The sequence below is a fragment of the Ornithinimicrobium sp. F0845 genome, assembly GCF_023015765.1.
Taxonomy (GTDB): Bacteria; Actinomycetota; Actinomycetes; order Actinomycetales; family Dermatophilaceae; genus Ornithinicoccus.
In genome coordinates, this window is sequence record NZ_JALKAL010000001.1 from 203,019 (window position 1) to 221,050 (window position 18,032).

Consider the following 18,032-nt stretch of genomic DNA (forward strand, 5'->3'; position numbering starts at 1 on the left):
CCGTGGTGCGCCACCCGCGGCGGAGCGTCAACGCACCCGTGGTTGCGGCAGCTCGGGCGGCGGGACGTCAGCGCACCCGTGGTTGCGGCAGCTCGGGCGGCTGGGCGCTCGGTGTCTCCTCCAGCCGCGCCAGCACCTCGGTGATCGCCCGGTCCAGCTGCGGGTCGGCCGCACCGAAGAAGTCGCCGGGGGAGTGGACGACCTCGATGTCGGGGTCGACGCCGTGGTTCTCCACGCCGAAGCCCTTGCCCTCCAGCCAGAAGGCATAGCGCGGCTGGGTGATCCCGGTGCCGTCGACCAGGTCGAACCGTCCGTCGATGCCCACCACGCCGCCCCAGGTCCGGACCCCGACGACCGGGCCGATGCCGAACGCCTGGGCGCCGGCGTTGACGATGTCGCCGTCCGACCCGGAGTTCTCGTTGGCCACGAGCACGACCGGCCCCCGGGGGGCTTGGTCCGGGTAGGTGTAGGCCGACGCGTAGTGCCGGCCCAGCCCCCAGCCGACCACGCGACCCAGCAGCCGGGAGAGCACCATCTGACTGGTGTGGCCACCGCGGTTGTAGCGCACGTCGGCGATCAGCCCCTCGGCCTGGGTGGCCCGTCCCAGGTCCCGGTGCAGCTGTGCCCAGCCGGTGCTGGTCATGTCGGGCACGTGGAGGTAGCCGACCCGGCCGTCGGAGTGCTCCCGGACGTAGTCCCGCCGGGAGCGGACCCAGTCCTGGTAGCGCAGGACCTCCTCGTCCTCCAGCGGCACGACGACCACCCGACGGGCCTGGCCGTCCCGGCGAAGAGTGAGCTCGACGGGCTTGCCCGCGGCGCCCACCAGGCGGGGGGCCGGCCCGAAGGCGGGGTCGACGGGGCTGCCGTCGACCGCCACGACCACATCACCCTCGCGGGCATCGACACCGGCTGCGCGCAGCGGGGAGCGGGCGTCGGGGTCCGTCGTCTCCCCGGGCAGGATCCGGTCGATCCGCCAGCCGTCCTCGACCCGCGACAGGTCCGCACCGAGCAGCCCCAGCCGGCGCGACTGGTCACCCAGCGGCTCCGCGGGAGTGACGTAGGCGTGCGAGGTGTTCAGCTCGGCCACCACCTCCCAGAGGAGGTCCACGAGGTCGTCGTGGGTGCGCACCGCCGCCACGAGCGGGCGGTAGCGCGCGACGACCCCCTCCCAGTCGACGCCGTCCATGTCCTCGCGCCAGTAGTGGTCCCGCATGATGCGGGCGTTCTCGTCATACATCTGGAGCCACTCGGCCACCGGGTCGATCTCCAGCCGCAGCCGGGACAGGTCCACGCTGACGGACTCGCCGGAGTCCTCCTCCGGCTTGTGGTCGCTGGGCTGCACCGACACCTTCTCCTTGGCCCGCACGACGACCTTCTCGCCGTCCCCCGAGACGGCGTAGGTGTCAGCCGCGTCGGCGACGGTGGTGACCCGGCGCTGCTCGAAGGACCAGTAGTCCAGCGTGTCGGTCATCGGCTCGCCGCTGACCCCGGCGCGACGCGTGCCCAGCACACCTGCCTCGCCCGCGACCTTGACCCACAGCACACCGCCCTTGGCGGACCGCAGGTCCCGGTAGTCGCCCGAGGGGACGGGGAAGGGCACGAGGCGGTCCTCGGCGCCGTCGACGTCCAGGTCGGGGCTCGTCGGTGGCTCTGTGGACGAGTCGGCCCCGGCCCCGGACTCGCCCGCGTCCTTGTCATCCGGCGGCTTGCTGATGCGCCAGCCCTCCGCGCTCGGGCCGAAGGGGGCCGGCTCGGTCGCCGAGAGGGGCAGCAGCCACGGGCGGGTGGACCGGCTGAAGGACAGCATGAACTCGTGGGTGTCGTAGGTCGGGTCGAAGGTCCGGTCGGACAGGAACACCAGGTAGCGCCCGTCGTCGGTGAAGGCGGGAGACCGGTCGTTGAGGTTGCCCTCGGTGAGCGCGACGGGCTCGCCGCCGCCCGCCAGGTCCGCGACGACCAGCTGGAAGCGAGCACCCTCGCGGGTGGGTCGGGCCCAGGCCAGGTAGCGCCCGTCGGGGGAGAAGGTCAGCGAGACCGGCTCACCCTCCGGGGAGTCACTCAGCTCGCGGACGGACCCGTCAGCGACGGTGACCAGGCTGACCCGCCCGTCGTGGGAGACGGTCGCCACCCGCTCCCCGGCGGGGTCGGAGGCAGTATGCAGCACGCGGCCCAGCGCTCCGCCGCACAGTCTGCGGGGTGGCTGGCTCCCGTCGAGGTGGTGCACCTCCAGGGCGTCCTCCCCGTCGGCGTCGGTGACCAGGAGAGCCTGACCGGTCCGGCCGAGCAGCTCGGGCTCGCGCACCCGGACGGCCGAGTCCGCGACCAGCGCGCGGGCCGGCCCCTCGCGGTGGCTGAGCCAGAAGGCGCTACCCCGCCAGCCGACCAGGCTGCCGTCGCCACCGTGGTCCGGCACGATCGTGTGCAGCCGGTCGGTGGGGTCGGCGGAGCGGGTGAGGGGCCGCGGCCCCGGCAGGTCGATCTCGACGCGGTGCGGGGTGCCGTCGAGGTCCTCGAGCAGCCACAGCGCACCGCGGGAGTGCCAGACGATGCGGGCGCCGTCGCTGCTGGCGTCACGGACGTAGCCGTCCTCCGGACCCTGCTGGGTGAGCTGTCTCGGCTCGCCCTGACCGGGGTCGTCCCAGACCCAGAGGTTGGCCTGGTCGCTGCTGATGGACGGTGTCCCGTGCGACGGATTGTCGGCCGAGGGGGAGCCCGCGCCACGGTCCGAGACGAAGACCAGGCGGTCACCGACCCACAGCGGGTCGACCAGTCCCGCCGCCTCGGAGGGCAGCAGCCGGGTCCACTCACCGCCGCCGGTCGGGTCGAGCCAAAGGCGGGATGCCGTGCCGCCGCGGTAGCGCTTCCAGTGCGCGGGCTGCCGGCTGCCGGGCGTGCTCAGGGCCACCGCGCCGTCCGCTCGCTCCGCCACGCCCCACGCCGGTCCGTAGCGAAGCCGCTCGACCGAGCCGTCCAGGGAGACGGCCCGCACGGTCAGGTGTCGGAGGTTGGCCTCCCCGGCGTGGGAGGCCGCGAGGACCCGGCCGTCGGTGGTCCAGCCCAGCACCAGGGTGTTCTTCGCGCCCCACCAGGTGAGGCGTCGCGACTGTCCGGTCGCGACGTCGACCGCCACGACCTCCGGGTGCCCGTCGCGGTGCGAGACGTAGGCGATGTGCTGCCCGTCCGGGGAGAAGCGCGGGTTGCGGGCCGGGGACCCGTCGTCCGAGACCCGCCACGCCCGTCCCCCCGCGGCCGGGGCCAGCCAGACGTCGTCAGCCGCCACGAAGGTGAGGAGGTCGCCGTGCAGATGGGGGTAGCGCAGGTATGCCGAAGTCACCTACCCCAAGGTACGTGTCGCCTCCTCTTCCAGTGTTAGGTTCCGGTCAAGGTTGGGCAAGGAGTCGGCCACCTCGACCGAGCCCGTCGTGGTGCGTTGTCACCGCCACCGAGCCCCGCACGGTGGGCGCCGCCGTCCTCACCTCCCCCGAGCGTGCGGACGGCGGGCTCCGCCATGCTCCCCCATGCACGGACCCCGGGTCGCGACGAGGCGACCCGGGGTCCGTGCACGGTGGATGACTACTGGTTGCGTCCCCGGACGGCCTGGACCGCACGCTGGGCGACGTTGCCGGCGGCCGCGGCGACCTCGTCGGAGGACTGCTGCGCCGCCTGCCGCACGGCCTGCCGCGGACGCGACGCGGCACCGGCCTGGATCTGCGGGAGCAGCTGGGCCATGAGCAGCGTGGACAGCGCCGAGTTGTCGCCGGTGCCGGCGTCCGTGTGCACGATGACCGGGCGGGGTGCGTTCTCGGCCAGGTTGGCGCCGACGTCGAGCCGGCGCCGAGCCAGCTCGTAGCCGAGCACGGCCCGGTTGTCGCGGTACGCCGTCGCCAGCTGCTCCTGGGCCTTGGCCTCACCCTGGGCGGCCACCAGGTTGGTGCGGGCCTTGGTCTCGATCTCGTAGCGGATCGCCTGGGCCTCGGTCTCGCGCTCCTCGAGCATCTGCGCGACGTCCTTGCGGGCCTTGTTCAGCGAGGCCTTGACCTCGACGATCTTGGCGTCGCGGATCTTCTTGGACCGCTCGATCTCCATGAGCAGGGTGTCGATCCGCCGCTTGCGCGTCAGCTCCCACTCCTTCTCATAGGCCACCAGCTCCTTGGCCACACGCTCGCGGGTGGCCAGGTGCTCGCGGTACTGGTCGGGCAGCTGCACGTCCGGGATGTTGCAGCCCATGATCTGCACGCCGTAGCGGGTCAGCTGACGGTTGAGCAGGTCCTGCATGTCCTTGACGTCGCTGCCGCGCAGGTCGTAGGCGCGCTCGGTGCGCACCTGCCGGCTGCGCTGCCGGATCGCGTCCTGGACCGAGTTGGACAGCACGAGGTCGAAGTTGCCGGCCCCGATCGTCTGCACGAACCGGATCGCGTCGACGATGCGGAAGCGCAGGAAGAACTCGATCGACTTCAACGGGACGTTCTCGTGCGTCGGGGAGGACAGCACGGGTGCGGCGTAGGGGATCTCCGTGGTGACGTCGACGACGTAGGCGACACGTGCCCACGGGTGCCAAAGGTAGTGCCGACCCGGTGCCAGCCCCGGACCGCTGATGGCCCCGAACTTGGTCAGCACACCGACGGTGCCCTCCTCGATCTCGACGATCGAGGAGCGCCACCACCACAGCGCGGCCAGGATGAAGGCCAGGATCGCGACGATGACCGCCGGGACCCCCCAGTTGCCGCGCATCAGCATGAAGCCGCTGATCAGGGCCCACAGGCCGAACCACACCAGGGTCGTCCAGCGCAGGCCACGGTTGTCCCGGGGTATGACGACGGGCACCAGGGCGCCGGAGTCACCTCCGCGCAGCAACCGGGCGACGTCGCTCCAGCCGGAGACGACCTCCTTGATCGAGCTCATGCCCTGGGCGCGCACGGCGCGTGTCGTCTGCTCCACCATCTGCTCAGCCACGGTCCTCACCCTCGTTCTTCATCTCGTCGTGCTGCGGGCGCTCCGGGTGCCGCGGCGGCTGACCCGGGGGCGGGGGGAACTGGCCGGGCGGAGGTCCCTGGGGGAACTGGCCCTGCGGCGGTCCCTGGGGGAACTGGCCCTGCGACGGTCCCTGGGGACGCTCGCCCTGCGGCGGCCCCTGCGGGAACTGGCCCTGCGGAGGTCCCTGGGGACGCTCGCCCTGCGGAGGTCCCTGGGGGAACTGTCCCTGCGGAGGTCCCTGGGGACGCTCGCCCTGCGGGGACTGGCCGGGGTCGGACACGGGAGCGGACGGCATACTGCTGGGGCCGGAGACGGGAGCGGACGGCATACTGCTGGGGCCGGAGACGGGAGCGGACGGCATACTGCCGGGGTCGTCGCCGCGCGGTGATTCGGCCCGCTCGGGTGCGCCACCGGAGGTGCGCACCTCCTCCAGGTCGGCCGTGACGTGCTCGTCGCTGACCGAGCGCCGGATCTGGTCCAGCACCTGCTCGCCCTCGGGGTCGTCGACCGGTTCGGACGCCGGGATGATCTCAACCTCGGTGGCCTCGGGGGCCTGCAGCAGGACCTCGATCTCGTCCTTGCGGCCGGCGACGCGCTGGGCGATGTCGGCTTCGCGAGCCCGGATGGCCTCCATGTCCTCGGCGGAGAACAACTTGTCGTCCTGCCCACCGACCAGCTCGCGGGCGATCTGCAGGTAGTCGACGCCGTCGGCCTCGCCGCCCACGCGCACGATCTGCGGCAGCGAGCCGGCCAGGCTCTCCATCTTGTCCAGCATGTCCTGCTGGTAGCGGTAGTCCAGGATCTCCGGGGCCAGCGCCGCGCTCAGGGCACGGATGTCCAGGGCCTGGGCCTCGAGCATGGCCGCGTTGGCGTGCGCGGTCGACTCCGACTCGACGAAGCGCTGACGGGCCATCGCGTTGGCGCGGTTGGTCTCGCGCTCGAGGGCGGTGTCCATCTGCGCCTGGTAGCGGGCGATGTCGGCCTGGATCGCCGAGAGGTTCTCGCTGAGCGAGGCGAGGTCCTTGTTCAGGTCACCCTCGTTCTGCTCCTTCTTGAGGTTCAGCTCGTACTCGTAGGTGTAGGCCTCCTTGGCCACGCGGATCATCTCCGGGGCGGCCAGGTCCATGCGGTACTCCTGCGCGGACGGCTCGGCGTGGGTGATGTTGGCCGTGGTCAGCTCGACCGCCGGGGCGAACTGCGCGTTGAGCTGCTCGAGCAGGCGCGCGGTGCTCTCACCGACCAGGTCGTAGATGCCGGAGGCCTCCTGGTCGTAGATGAGGGACCGGGTGGTCTCCGAGATCGCGTTGTTGAGCTTGTCCTGGAACCCTTGGACCGCGCCGAGCACGAAGACGAACTCGCGCGCGCTGACGATCCGGAACTGCAGGAACAGGTCGACCGAGGCCTGGACACCGGACTTGGTGGGCGCCTGGCGGATCGGGGCGTTGAAGGGGTACTCACGCGTGGTGTTGACGATGTAGGACACCCGCTTCCACGGGTTCCACAGGGTGACCCGGCCGGGGCCGACCTCGGCCTCGACCTTGCCGAACCGGCTGATGAGCGCGGTGCAGCCCTCGGGCACCATCACCATGCCCTGGCGCCACCACATGAACGCGGCCAGCAGCACGACCAGGACCCAGTAGTGCACGCCGAAGACGCCCGTGCTCATCCCGTCGAAGGGGAGCAGCACGACATAGCCGACGATGCCGACGATGACCATCAGGATCACCGGCATCATGGCGCGGATCTTGCGCCCGCGCGGCATGACCATCGGCGTGATGACGTGCACGGGGCCGCTGGGACCCATCTCGAAGTGGCTGCGGCTCAGCTTCTCGGCCGCGTCGTCGAGCGAGACGCTCTCGGAGGCGATGCGGGTGCCGGCCGAGCCGCCCTCCCCGCGCGCTGCCGGGAAGTCCCGGGCGTTGAGGTCGAAACCTGCACCGCCGGACGCGCCCGCGCCGCCTCCCATGGCCTGCTGGAGCGACTGCCCCACGACGTCACGGACGTCCGCGCCGCCCGCAACCTGCCGGGCGGCCTCGATGAACTGTTGTGATCTGTTGCTCACGCCATCTTCCCCTCTGTACTTCCGTCGGGCACGACCTCGCCGCGCGGCACCGAGTCTTTCACAGGGGCAGACGTGATCGGGAGGCCAGCGGTTCCGTGGCGGTGTCGGTGTGCCGTGGGCCGGCTGCCGCTTGCGCGCCCGGCTGTCGCGAGGTCCGAGGCTTCGTGAGTCGACTACGCCGAGTTCCTGTCCCAGCGGGTGATGCCGTGGCAAGGGTGCCCCCGAGTGCCGGCTGTGGTGCGATTCCAGGGGATCTGTAGTGCCCGGCGAGTGTCATCGGCTGCGCTCAGTGGTTTTGGTCGTGCAGTTCTTGTCGCATGCGACCAGATCCGCGTGACCAAAACTGCCGGTCGCAGGTGATGGGCCCCCGCTGGCGCCACCCAGCGGACTCCACCTGGCACGACTCAGCGGACTCCACCCGGAGCGAGGCGGCGCCGGAGGAAGGCCAGCGTTCCACGACCCAGCGGGCTCCACCCGGCGTCACCCGGCGGGCTCCACCCGGCGCCACCCAGCGTGGCTCTACCCCGGGCTACCGACCCGGCGGGCGCCGGCCTCCTCGAGGCCGCGTGCGACCTGGTCGAGGAACTTCTCGGGCTGCGTCCGCAGACCGAGCACCGGGATGCGCAGCGTGATGTCCTGGTTCAGCGCGATCTCGTTCTGGCGGAACGCGTCGCTGACCATCGCCATGCCCAGCTGGTGGTGACAGCCATCGACTTCGACGTGCAGGTCGAGGTCCTCCCAGTAGACGTCGAGGTAGTAGTGACCGTTCGGACCCTCGCGGAGCGTCTGTCGAGACGGAGCGGGCAGTCCACGGTCTCGGCACAGCGCCGCAAAGTCGAGCTCGCCCAGGCTGTGGGCGCCGTCGCAGATGTCCCGGATGACGGCCGTCAGGAAAGCTGCCCGAGGTGAACGCTGCACCCGCTGCCACTCGGCAAGCAGGTCCTGCGGGCGTACAAGGCGTTGCTGCACCGTCATGGCGAGGATCGTCGCGGACTGCCGGTCAGAAGTGGCCTCCTGGGCGGCGCGAACGGCCGCGACAGCGGGCGCCGTGCGGGGCAGTCCGGCGGTCATGACATCTCCGAGACGGCGCGGGTAGCCTGGTCGAACGCCGGGTAGCGGATGCGCCGTGCACCCGCTCGGCAGTGAGACCCTGATCTGGTCGTGGCTCAGGGTCCAGTTCTTCAGGCCCGCCTCGATCAGTGCGGCCTCCCCGTCCAGGACCGCCCCGGACCCGGACTCCCATACCGCCCACCACCTCCGTGCTCTGCCCTCCGTCCTGCTCACGGTGACGCCGATCGTGTGGCGGCCGAGGCGTGTCCACCGACCGGCCTCCACCTCAGCCCGGATATCGGCGTCAGTCAGCCCGGCAGCACGAAGGTCCTTGCGCCGCGCCACGCCGTCATGCTGGTCAGCCACCGTCCGGGCGAGTCTCTGGCGACGGGCGATGACCTCCCGACGTGTCGTGGAGAACCGTGACCGCTTCCTCTTCATCGGATCAGGATGCCGGGTTCGGGCCGTGCCCGGGCCGGCCTGTGGATAACGGTTGTGCACTGCAGAATTGGTCGCGTGGTTTCAGTCGCATGCGACAAGATCCGCGCGACCAAAACCGCCGGTCGTTGGGGGTGGGTGGCCGTGGAGGCGTCGCAGGGGGGCGTCGCGGGGGGCGAGTCGCAGGGGAGTGCGCTGTAGGGGGAGTGCGCTGCAGAAGGAGTGCGCTGTCGGGGGCGTCGCTGGGGGTGAGTCGCCGTGGGGGGCGTCGCTGGGGGTGAGTCGCCGTGGGGGCGTCGCAGGGGGAGTGCGCTGTAGGGAGCGGCTGCCGCAAGGGGAGCCGGGAGTGCGCCCGAGTCGCTAGTCTCAGGAGCATGAGCAACCTGGAGGTCGCACCGCCCGAGGTTCTCTGTGGCGGTGAGGCCGATGTCGAGTCCACGTCCGCGGTGGAGGTGATCCCGCCGCGCGAGGTGCCGCTCGGCGGGCCGCGCGCGATGCTCGTCAGGCGCACCCTGCCCACGCGCGGGCGCACGACGATCGGTGCGTGGTGCTTCGCCGACCACTACGGCCCGGACGCCGTGGACCAGACCGGAGGCATGGTCGTCGCGCCGCACCCGCACACCGGCCTGCAGACCGTCTCGTGGCTGTTCACCGGCGAGATCGAGCACCGCGACAGCACTGGCGTCCGCGCCATGGTCCGCCCCGGGGAGCTGAACATCATGACCGCGGGCACCGGGATCTCCCACTCCGAGGTCTCCACCGACAGCACCCGGGTCCTGCACGGGGTCCAGCTGTGGACCGTCCTGCCCGAGGAGTCGCGCTTCGAGGAGCCGGGCTTCGAGCACTACGTCCCCGAGCCCGTCGACCTCGCCAGCGGGGGCAGGCTCTCGGTCTTCCTCGGCTCGCTCGAGGTGACCGACGACGACGTGAGCGGGCCGATCAGCTCCAGCGCCACGACATACTCCCCGCTGCTCGGTGCCGAGCTGACCCTGCAACCCGGGGCGGTCGTGACCCTGAGACTGGACCCGACCTTCGAGCACGGGGTCCTGGTCGACGGCGGGCCGGTCTGCGTCGGGCCGGAGCAGATCGCGATGCACGACCTGGCCTACGTCGCGCCGGGGCAGGAGACCGTCGACATCCACGCGGGCGAGCACGGCGGCCGGGTGATCATCCTGGGCGGCACACCGTTCGAGGAGCAGATCGTCATGTGGTGGAACTTCATCGGCCGCGATCACGACGAGGTCGTCGCCTACCGCGAGGAGTGGCAGACCCGCGTCGAGCAGGGCGCGCAGACCCGCTACGGCCTCTTCGACTACGACGGGGACCCCCTGCCCGCGCCGCCGTTGCCCGGGGTGCGCCTGCGCCCGAGGGGCTGAGGTTTGCCGCGTGTGCTGCTGATCGACAACGTCGACAGCTTCACCTACAACATCGCCGACCTGCTGCACCGGGTGCTCGGGGAGGCGCCGACGATCTGGCACCACGACCACACCGCGGACGACCTCAGGGGCTTCGACGCGATCGTCGTGGGGCCCGGCCCGGGACGTCCCCAGCACGCGGCCGACATGGGGCTGAGCACCCTCGCCCTGCGCCAGCGGGACGTGCCGGTGCTCGGGATCTGCCTCGGGCACCAGGGGATGGCGCACCTGGCCGGTGACGCAGTCGTCGAGCTCCTCCGTCCGGTCCACGGGCAGGTCAGCAAGGTCGTGCACGACGGGACGGGGCTCTTCGCGGGGGTGCCGTCGCCGTTCTCGGTGGTGCGCTACCACTCCCTGGGGGTCCGGCCGGAGCCGTCGTCACCGCTGGTGGTGACCGCGCGCGCCGCCGATGATGGGGTGGTGATGGGGCTCGCGGACCCGGCCGCCCGGCGCTGGGGCGTGCAGTTCCACCCCGAGTCGGTGCTGTCCGAACACGGCGAGGCGATCGTCACCAACTTCCTCAGTATGTCGGGGCTCGAGTTGGCCGGTTCCGCCGAGCCGAGCGCGGGTCGGGACGGAGTGGTCGCCGTCGGCGACGTGCACCGTCCGCTGCCGACGGGGCGGGCGGGTGCGCGGGCGGTGCAGGCCACGTCCGTGCTGCTCAGCCCGGACCGGGTGGAGTCCCCGGGCGCGTCCCCCGACACCTGGGCCCTCCACCAGGCGCTGTACGCCGACAGCCCCACCTCCTTCTGGCTCGACGCCTCCTCCTCGGCGCGCTGGTCGGTGATGGGTGACGCGAGCGGGCCGCTGTCCTATGTGCTCACGCACCGGGTGGGGTCCGGTCCCGAGCGGTCCCCACTCACTGAGCTGTCCACCGGCGAGCGGCTCGAGGGGCCGCTGCTGCCGAACCTCGCCGCGCTACGCGGTCGGCTGGAGGTGCACCGTGGGGACGACCTCCCGGGACCGTTCCGGCCGGGGTTCGTGGGCTATCTCGGCTATGAGCTGAAGGCCGAGCTCGGTGGCAGCGCCGCGCACCGCTCCGCGTTCCCGGACGCCCGGCTGGTGCTCGCCGACCGGGCGGTCGTGGTCGACCACCAGGACGGCACGGTCCACGCGGTCTATCTGTGGGACGAGGCGACGCGCGCGGAGCAGCAGACCTGGATCGAGCGCGTGCGGCAGGTCCTGACCGTTCGTGAGGACTGGGCAGGTGCACGGGTTCTACCCACGGATCCCCCCGGCACCGGGGTAGAACCCGGGCACGTGCCCGGGGCGGGTCAGGGCGGGGATAGTCAGGGCGGGGATGGTCAGGGCGGGGCGGGTCAGGGCGGGGAGGGTCCGGACGGTGAGGCAGGGGGAGAGCCGGCCTTCCGGCATACTCGCGCGGCCTATCTGGACCTCATCGACCACTGTCAGGCGCAGATCCGGGCGGGGGAGTCCTACGAGATCTGCCTGACCAACGCCGCGACGTGGCCGGGGCGGGTCGAGGAGACCGCGCTGGCCCGGGCCATGCGGGAGGCCAGCCCCGTGCCGTTCGCCGCCTGGCTGCGCGGACAGGGCCCGAGCGTGCTCAGCGCCTCGCCGGAGCGGTTCGTGTCGGTCTCCGCCGACGGGGTGGTGGAGGCGCGGCCGATCAAGGGGACCCGACCGCGCGGGGCCGACCCCTCCGCCGACGCCGCGCTCGCCGAGGAGCTGCGCACCAGCGTCAAGGACCGGGCGGAGAACCTGATGATCGTCGACCTGCTGCGCAACGACCTGCACCGCGTCTGCCGCTCCGGGTCGGTGCACGTGCCCGGGATCTTCGAGGTCGAGAGCTATGCCACCGTCCACCAGCTGGTCTCGACCGTGCGGGGTCAGCTCGCCGCGGGCATGGACTGCCTCGATGTGATCGGCACCTGCTTCCCCGGCGGCTCGATGACCGGTGCGCCGAAGGTCCGGACCATGGAGATCCTGGACCGACTCGAGGGCGGGCCGCGTGGGGTGTACTCCGGCGCCCTGGGGTGGATCGGGCTGGACGGCGCGATGGATCTCTCCATCGTCATCCGCACCGTCACGGTGATGGACGGTGTGGCCGAGTTCGGCGTGGGCGGCGCCATCACCGCACTGTCCGACCCTGCCGAGGAGTATGACGAGACGCAGGTCAAGGCGCGGGCCCTCACCTCCGCGCTGCGAGCGTCGACCGTCGGGGTGAGCGGCGGCCCCATGGAACCGCGCGCCGACGGGTAGCGTCCCTGTGCCATGACTCGAAAGATACTGACGCGGCGGGCCGGTGGGGTCCTGGCCGCGACCGGACTTGTCCTGGCCCTGGCCGCCTGCGCCGACGATCAGCCCCAGCCCTCGGCCGGTCTCCCGGCGGAGTCCACTGCCGAGGGGGAGGCGGACGGCGGGGAAGCAGCGACGTCCGAAGAGACACAGGGCGCCGGCGAGGCCGAGACGTCTGAAGAGGCGGCGGAGACGGCTGAGGGGACAGCGGAGACGTCTGAAGAGGCGGCCGAGACGGCTGAGGGGACAGCGGAGACGTCGGAGGCACCCGAGACGGTTGCGGCTGCCGACGTCGAGGCGGCCCGGGCGGGTCTGGCCGCCTACCTCGAGGCGAACATGCCGGCCACCCCGCAGACCAGCACCAACATCCCGGGGTGCCCGGTCATCGAGCGGGCGGCGCTGGAGGAGGCGCTGGCCGGAGCGGGCTACCCGGGGACCTCGCTGGAGGGGTGGGGCACCGAGATCGAGTGGGACGAGTACGAGGGCGTCGGGGAGGACGTCATCGGCATCGTGTGTGGCGGTGACAGCGACGGGAGCCCGAACGACTCGGACTTCGGGGTGGCGGCCGGGATCATCGCAGTCGACCTCAAGGGCACGGGCGCCGTGCCGGAGGACATCCTCGGTGACACCGAGCTCGTCCCGGGACCCGAGGGTCTCGGTGGGGAGATCGCCAGTCTGTGCCAGGACGACACGTTCTGCCTCGCGGCCTGGATCAGCGACGACCTCGTGCTCGGCACCGTGCTCAACACCGACGGGGCCAGCGCGGAGAGCGCCCGGGCCATGCTGGACGCCACGCTCCCGGAGCTGCTCGAGACGCTCGCCGCCAACTAGGCCAGCGGCCGCCGGCTATGTCCTGCAGCCTCAGGGCTCTGACGCTGGGGGTGCAGGACGTAGTCCGTGCCGCAGGTGGTCGCGGCCGACACTCGCCCGCGCGACTCGACCACCCCGGGGCCGCGCGGGCGACCGGTCCTGCCGCTGGATAGGTGGTGTCCCCACCAGTCACGGGACCACACGGTAGTGCCCGACGTGGCAGCATGCGTAGGTGGACACGAGCCGGATCCTGCACGAGGGGCACGCCCCCACGCCGTTCACCGCAGAGCAGATCCGGACCCACTGTCCGGACGGCCTGCGGGTCACCCTCGCCGTGGAGAGCCCTGAGGGGACCACCTTCCACACGGACACCTTCCGGGACGGGGACCGCGAGGGGGTCACCCTGGAGTCCTGCCCGTCGGACGCTCAGGGCACCCCGACCGGCCCGGCGCGCACCACCCGGGTGACCTGGCTGGATCTGCAGGAGCACGCGTCCTTCCCGGCCGAGCAGACCGCCGTCGGTGAGGAGACGATCACCGGGCCCCTCGGCATACTGCCCTGTCTGCGGTATGACGTGCGGCTGGCTGCCGGGCCGGTCACCTTCTGGTTTGCTGTCGGCCACCCGGGCATGCCGGTGCGGTTCGAGGGACAGGGGTCGGTGACCGAGATGGTGGACCGGGTGCTGCTGCCTGAAGCGAGCGCGGCACCGCCGGAATAGCAGCCGGTGTCCGCGACGTAAACTCGCGGGCATGACGAACCCCAGTATCCCGACCATCGAGCTCAACAACGGCGTGACGATCCCCCAGGTTGGGTTCGGTGTCTTCCAGGTTGCCGACGGCCAGACCCAGCAGGTTGTCGAGCAGGCGCTCGAGGCCGGCTACCGGCACATCGACACGGCCGCGGCCTACTACAACGAGGCGGGCGTCGGGGCCGCGATCAGGGCCAGCGGTCTGCCGCGCGAGGAGGTCTTCGTCACCACCAAACTGCGCAACGGCGACCAGGGGGCGGAGAGCACCCTGACGGCCTTCGAGAACAGCCGCAAGGCGCTGGGTCTGGACGTGGTCGACCTCTACCTCGTTCACTGGCCCTATCCGAGCGCCGATCTCTACGTCGAGACCTGGGGGTCCTTCGAGAAGCTGTATGCCGAGGGCGCCGTCCGCGCGATCGGCGTCTCCAACTTCCTCCCGCAGTTCCTCGAGCGGCTGCTCGCGGAGACCGACGTCATGCCGGCCGTCAACCAGTTCGAGCTGCACCCGACCTTCCAGCAGCCTCACACCCAGGAGGCCAGCCGGGCGGCGGGGATCGCGGTCGAGGCCTACTCCCCGCTGGGCCAGGGCAAGGACCTCCACGACCCCACGGTGACCGCGATCGCCGAGCGGCTCGGCGTCACCAGCGGTCAGGTCGTGCTGCGCTGGCACGTGCAGCAGGGCACCATCGTGATCCCGAAGTCGGTCACGCCGGAGCGGATCGCCAGCAACCTGGACCTGTTCTCCTTCGAGCTGACCGACGAGGACATGACGGCGATCAGCGCGCTGGACACGGACGAGTTCATCGGTGCGGACCCGGCCACCGCAGCGTTCACGCAGGTGCGCAGCTGACGGACTCCGGCTGCGGCATGGACTGATCGACCTCCACACTCCAGCGACCGGGTGAGGTCAGGCCATGGCCGAGGCCGGCTCGGCCTCCGGGAGCGCAGCGCGGGACCGCAGTGACAGCACCGTGATGATGAGCAGCCCGAGCGCCAGAAGCCCGGCACCGAACGAGCCGATAGCCGGGGTGGAGATCGCGCCGAGGATCATCAGAACCGCTCCGACCCGGCTGTGTCCTGCGCGCCACAGGGTGATGGCGAAGACGATCATCGCGACCATGAAGAACACCCAGATGCCGAACATCGAGACCTGGAGCATGCCGCCGTCGGTGGCGTTGACGATCTCTGGTGCCTGCGGAGTCAGCCAGGTCAGCACGAACCCCTGCACATAGTGGCTCACCGCCTGCAGGGCCAGGGCGATCTGCACCAAGGGCACGACCCAGGCCGGGGGTGTGCCGCGCTGGCCGGCGTGAACCAGCGCGGGCACCAGGGGAATGAGCAGGGTCAGCAGGAACCAGCTGATCCCCTGGGCCCACCCGAAGGCCGGGACCGAGGCGGTGTCGCTGAACTCCTCAGCGGGAGCCAGGATCCAGAACGGGCTTAACACGAAAGCGTTCAGCACGAGGGCACCGAGGACGGCGATCACTACGGACTGCGTGCGGGTGACAGTGGCCACGGGACTTCCTTCCGGGAGGGCCGGGCTGGTCCCGACCGCTGGGGCACCACGCTGGCGTTCCCGGTTTCCCGGGCGACAGGGGCGCAGTTCCCGATAGGGACGTGGTGCCGTGCCGGGTGGTCCTGCTGCGTGCCGGGTGGGCCTGCTGCGTGCCGGGTGGGCCTGCTGCGTGCCGGGTGGTCCTGCTGCGTGCCGCCGTGTCGCTGTCCCGGGCCCCGAGGTTGTGACCAGTGGATTTGGTCGCGCAAAAGATGTCGCATGCGACCAGATCCGCGTGACCATTTCTGCTGAGCGTTAGGGAGGGGCGCTGGGGAGGGTCGCTGAGCGTTGGGGAGGCGCTGAGCGTTGGGAGGGGAGGGGCGCTGGGCTGGGAAGGGGCGCTGGGGAGGGGCGCTGGGGAGGGGCGCTGGGCTGGGGAGGGGCGCTGGGGAGGGGCGCTGGGGAGGGCGCTGGGCTGGGGCGCTGGGCTGGGGAGGGGTGCCGCGAGGGCGTTACTGCGCGTCGCGGGCGAGGGCGACCAGCTCGGCGCGGGTGCGGGCGCCGGTCTTGGACAGCAGGGCGCTCACGTGGTTCTGCACCGTCTTGGCCGACAGGTAGAGCGAGCGCGCGATCTCGTGGTTGTCGCGACCCTGGGCCACCAGGGTGAGCACCTCGGACTCGCGCGCCGACAACCCGGGCAGGATCGGCTCGTCGGAGGTCAGCGTGCGGCGTCGCACCGCCTCACCAACCGTGCCGCTGAGCACGGTGTCACCCTCGGCGACCGCCCGTACGGCCCGGGCGATGGCACCGTGACCAGCCCCCTTGAGCACGTATCCCCGCGCCCCTGCGTCCAGCGCCCGGGCGACCACGGACGGTTCGTCGTGCATCGTCAGGGCGAGGATGCCCAGATCCGGGCGGGCCGCGGAGAGGCGCCGGGCGGTGGACACCCCGTCCAGGACCGGCATGTCCAGGTCGAGGACGACCACGTCGACCTCGACGTCGGGGCGCTCGATGAGTCGCAGCAACTCGGCTCCGTCCGCAGCGACTCCGACCACCTCGATGTCGCCCGTCGACTCGAGCAGCAGTTGCAGGCCCTCCCGGAAGACCGGGTGGTCATCGGCCAGCGCGACCCTGATCACCGCAGCACCTCGCGGACGCGGGTGCGTGAACGCGGGACGAACCCGCTCATCGCAGAGCCCCAGGTAACTCGAACCGCACGACCGTGCCCCCCTGCTCGCTATCGGCGACACTCAGCCGCCCACCCTCCTCGACGATCCTGGTTGCCATCCCCGACCGCCCCACGCCTGCCGGTGCCCCGCCCAGGCCACCACCGTCATCGGTGACCTCGGCGAGGAGGCGACTGCCCGACATACGCACGGAGATGTGCGCCCCGGTGCCGCCGGAGTGGCGGGCCGCGTTGCGGACCGCCTCGGTGATGACCAGGTATGCCGTGGCCGAGGCCTTCTCGTCGAGCGGGGGGAGCGGGTCGGGGTGGGTGGTCAGCGTCACGGAAAACTCTCGGAGTATGCCGCCAACTGGGTGTGCAGCGCGGGGGCCAGGTCGCGGTCGGCCAGGGCGGTCGGGCCCAGGTTGTCGATGAGCCGCCGCACCTCGGTGAGGGCACCCTCGGTCGCGGTCCCGATCGAAGCGAGCAGGTCGTCAGCGCGGGCGGCGTCCCCGGTGGCCAGGACGTTGCGGGCGGCCTCGGCGCGCATCGAGATGGACCCGAGGACCGGGCCGAGGGAGTCGTGCAGCTCGCGGCGCAGACGTTCTCGTTCCTGGTCGCGAGCCAGACGGAGCTTGTCGTAGCGGCGGCGGAGGTCCAGGTCCCACAGTTCCTCGCGCAGCACGGCGGTGCCAATGCCGATCGGCAGCAGCAGGCCAGCGACGCCCTGCAGGATCTCACCGGTCTCGCTGGCCAGGGCCAGCGGGGCGCTGATGCCCACGGCCACGGCCGCCATCGCGACCCAGCGCAGCGCGGCCCGCTCCCGGGTGCCGGCGCGGCGCCAGCGCACGACCGGTGCGGTGGCGGCCAGCAGGACCAAGCCCGGCAGCACCAGGAAGAGGGCACTGAGCAGCCCGTCGGAGATGCCGGCGAGGGCCGGCACGCCGAACGGGTTGGTCAGCGGTGCCAGGAACGCGTCGGCGCCGAGCTCGCCGGGCAGGAGCGCGGTGACCAGCACGGTGAGGCCGGCCCAACCCAGCACCGCCCACTCGGCAATCCTCCATCGGGGGCTGGGCAGGCTCCCGGTCGGGAAGCGCAGCAGGGTCAGCATGGACAGTGCCTGGGCCGGGATCCACATCCAGTTCGTGAGCCACCCCGCAACAGGTGCCCACGGGCTGCCACGGTCCAGCAGCCACCACGCCCCGAACATCACGAAGTTGCCCAGCATCCACGCCAGGCCGGTGCCGAGCATGAGCCAGGCGATGGTGGAGCGGGGAAGCTGCTTGGCCAGGACCGTGCCCGCCACCGCGAGGCCGACCAGCCCGACCGCGAGGAGGGCCGCCGCCACGGAACTGTTGAGCTGCTCGGCCTGCTCGGTCGGCATGCTCACGACCCCGATGAGTGACGTGGCAGCGGTCAGGACGGTCAGGGCCAGACACACCGGCGCGAGCACCCGCAGCCAGGCGTCGGGCGCCGGTCGCCCGGCCGCCAGGGTGCCGGTCGCCGAGAGAGCTCGGGCGTCACTCACGTCCACAATCTAGGGCGTGCGCTTCCCGGCGGGTAGGGGTTGATCTCCCGGTGACCGGGAAGCGTGGGCCGGTAGCCGCGGGCCACCC

13 protein-coding genes are annotated in these 18,032 nt (G+C 71.7%); 5 read left to right on the forward strand and 8 right to left on the reverse strand.

Annotated elements, in window-relative coordinates; genetic code table 11:
- Positions 1-67 precede the first annotated feature (67 nt).
- The 4 genes from MWU75_RS00945 to MWU75_RS00960 all read right to left on the reverse strand — a co-directional run bounded on the left by MWU75_RS00945 (position 68) and on the right by MWU75_RS00960 (position 8,527).
- The gene (locus MWU75_RS00945; protein WP_247087547.1) at positions 68-3,334 is read right to left on the reverse strand and encodes a S41 family peptidase; all 3,267 of its coding nucleotides are present in this window, start codon (positions 3,332-3,334) and stop codon (positions 68-70) included.
- Between the two features lie 239 nt (positions 3,335-3,573).
- The gene (locus MWU75_RS00950) at positions 3,574-4,953 is read right to left on the reverse strand and encodes an SPFH domain-containing protein (protein ID WP_247087549.1); all 1,380 of its coding nucleotides are present in this window, start codon (positions 4,951-4,953) and stop codon (positions 3,574-3,576) included.
- The gene (locus tag MWU75_RS00955; RefSeq protein ID WP_247087551.1) at positions 4,946-7,036 is read right to left on the reverse strand and encodes an SPFH domain-containing protein; all 2,091 of its coding nucleotides are present in this window, start codon (positions 7,034-7,036) and stop codon (positions 4,946-4,948) included. Before MWU75_RS00955 ends, MWU75_RS00950 begins: the two co-directional genes overlap by 8 nt.
- Positions 7,037-7,555: 519 nt before the next feature.
- The gene (locus MWU75_RS00960) at positions 7,556-8,527 is read right to left on the reverse strand and encodes a type IV toxin-antitoxin system AbiEi family antitoxin domain-containing protein (protein ID WP_247087553.1); all 972 of its coding nucleotides are present in this window, start codon (positions 8,525-8,527) and stop codon (positions 7,556-7,558) included.
- A 371-nt stretch (positions 8,528-8,898) separates the two neighbouring features.
- Between MWU75_RS00960 and MWU75_RS00965 the strand changes: the two genes are divergently transcribed.
- The 5 genes from MWU75_RS00965 (at position 8,899) to MWU75_RS00985 (ending at position 14,606) form a co-directional block, all read left to right on the forward strand.
- Positions 8,899-9,900 (forward strand): pirin family protein, encoded by a 1,002-nt coding sequence (locus tag MWU75_RS00965; protein WP_247087555.1) that lies wholly within the window; start codon positions 8,899-8,901, stop codon positions 9,898-9,900.
- 12 nt (positions 9,901-9,912) lie between these two features.
- A complete protein-coding gene (gene pabB, locus MWU75_RS00970; RefSeq protein ID WP_247087557.1) occupies positions 9,913-12,162 on the forward strand; it encodes an aminodeoxychorismate synthase component I in 2,250 nt (749 codons plus the stop codon).
- Positions 12,163-12,174: 12 nt separating this feature from the next.
- The gene (locus MWU75_RS00975; protein ID WP_247087559.1) at positions 12,175-13,029 is read left to right on the forward strand and encodes a hypothetical protein; all 855 of its coding nucleotides are present in this window, start codon (positions 12,175-12,177) and stop codon (positions 13,027-13,029) included.
- Positions 13,030-13,240: 211 nt separating this feature from the next.
- Positions 13,241-13,726 carry a hypothetical protein gene (locus MWU75_RS00980; protein WP_247087561.1) on the forward strand — a complete coding sequence of 162 codons (486 nt, stop codon included), beginning with the start codon at positions 13,241-13,243 and terminating at the stop codon, positions 13,724-13,726.
- A 31-nt stretch (positions 13,727-13,757) separates the two neighbouring features.
- Positions 13,758-14,606, forward strand: a complete 849-nt coding sequence (locus MWU75_RS00985; protein WP_247087563.1) for an aldo/keto reductase — start codon at positions 13,758-13,760, stop codon at positions 14,604-14,606.
- A 57-nt stretch (positions 14,607-14,663) separates the two neighbouring features.
- On the opposite strand, the gene MWU75_RS00990 is transcribed toward MWU75_RS00985, so the two are convergent.
- The 4 genes from MWU75_RS00990 to MWU75_RS20150 all read right to left on the reverse strand — a co-directional run bounded on the left by MWU75_RS00990 (position 14,664) and on the right by MWU75_RS20150 (position 17,944).
- Entirely contained in the window at positions 14,664-15,272 is a 609-nt protein-coding gene (locus tag MWU75_RS00990; protein ID WP_247087565.1) for a hypothetical protein, read from the reverse strand.
- Positions 15,273-15,763: 491 nt separating this feature from the next.
- Positions 15,764-16,390: a response regulator transcription factor gene (locus tag MWU75_RS00995; RefSeq protein ID WP_247087567.1), complete on the reverse strand. Its 627-nt coding sequence runs from the start codon at positions 16,388-16,390 to the stop codon at positions 15,764-15,766.
- Between the two features lie 46 nt (positions 16,391-16,436).
- Positions 16,437-16,760 carry an ATP-binding protein gene (locus MWU75_RS01000; RefSeq protein ID WP_247087569.1) on the reverse strand — a complete coding sequence of 108 codons (324 nt, stop codon included), beginning with the start codon at positions 16,758-16,760 and terminating at the stop codon, positions 16,437-16,439.
- Positions 16,757-17,944: a histidine kinase gene (locus MWU75_RS20150; RefSeq protein WP_247087571.1), complete on the reverse strand. Its 1,188-nt coding sequence runs from the start codon at positions 17,942-17,944 to the stop codon at positions 16,757-16,759. The genes MWU75_RS01000 and MWU75_RS20150 overlap by 4 nt, the downstream gene beginning before the upstream one ends.
- Positions 17,945-18,032 lie beyond the last annotated feature (88 nt).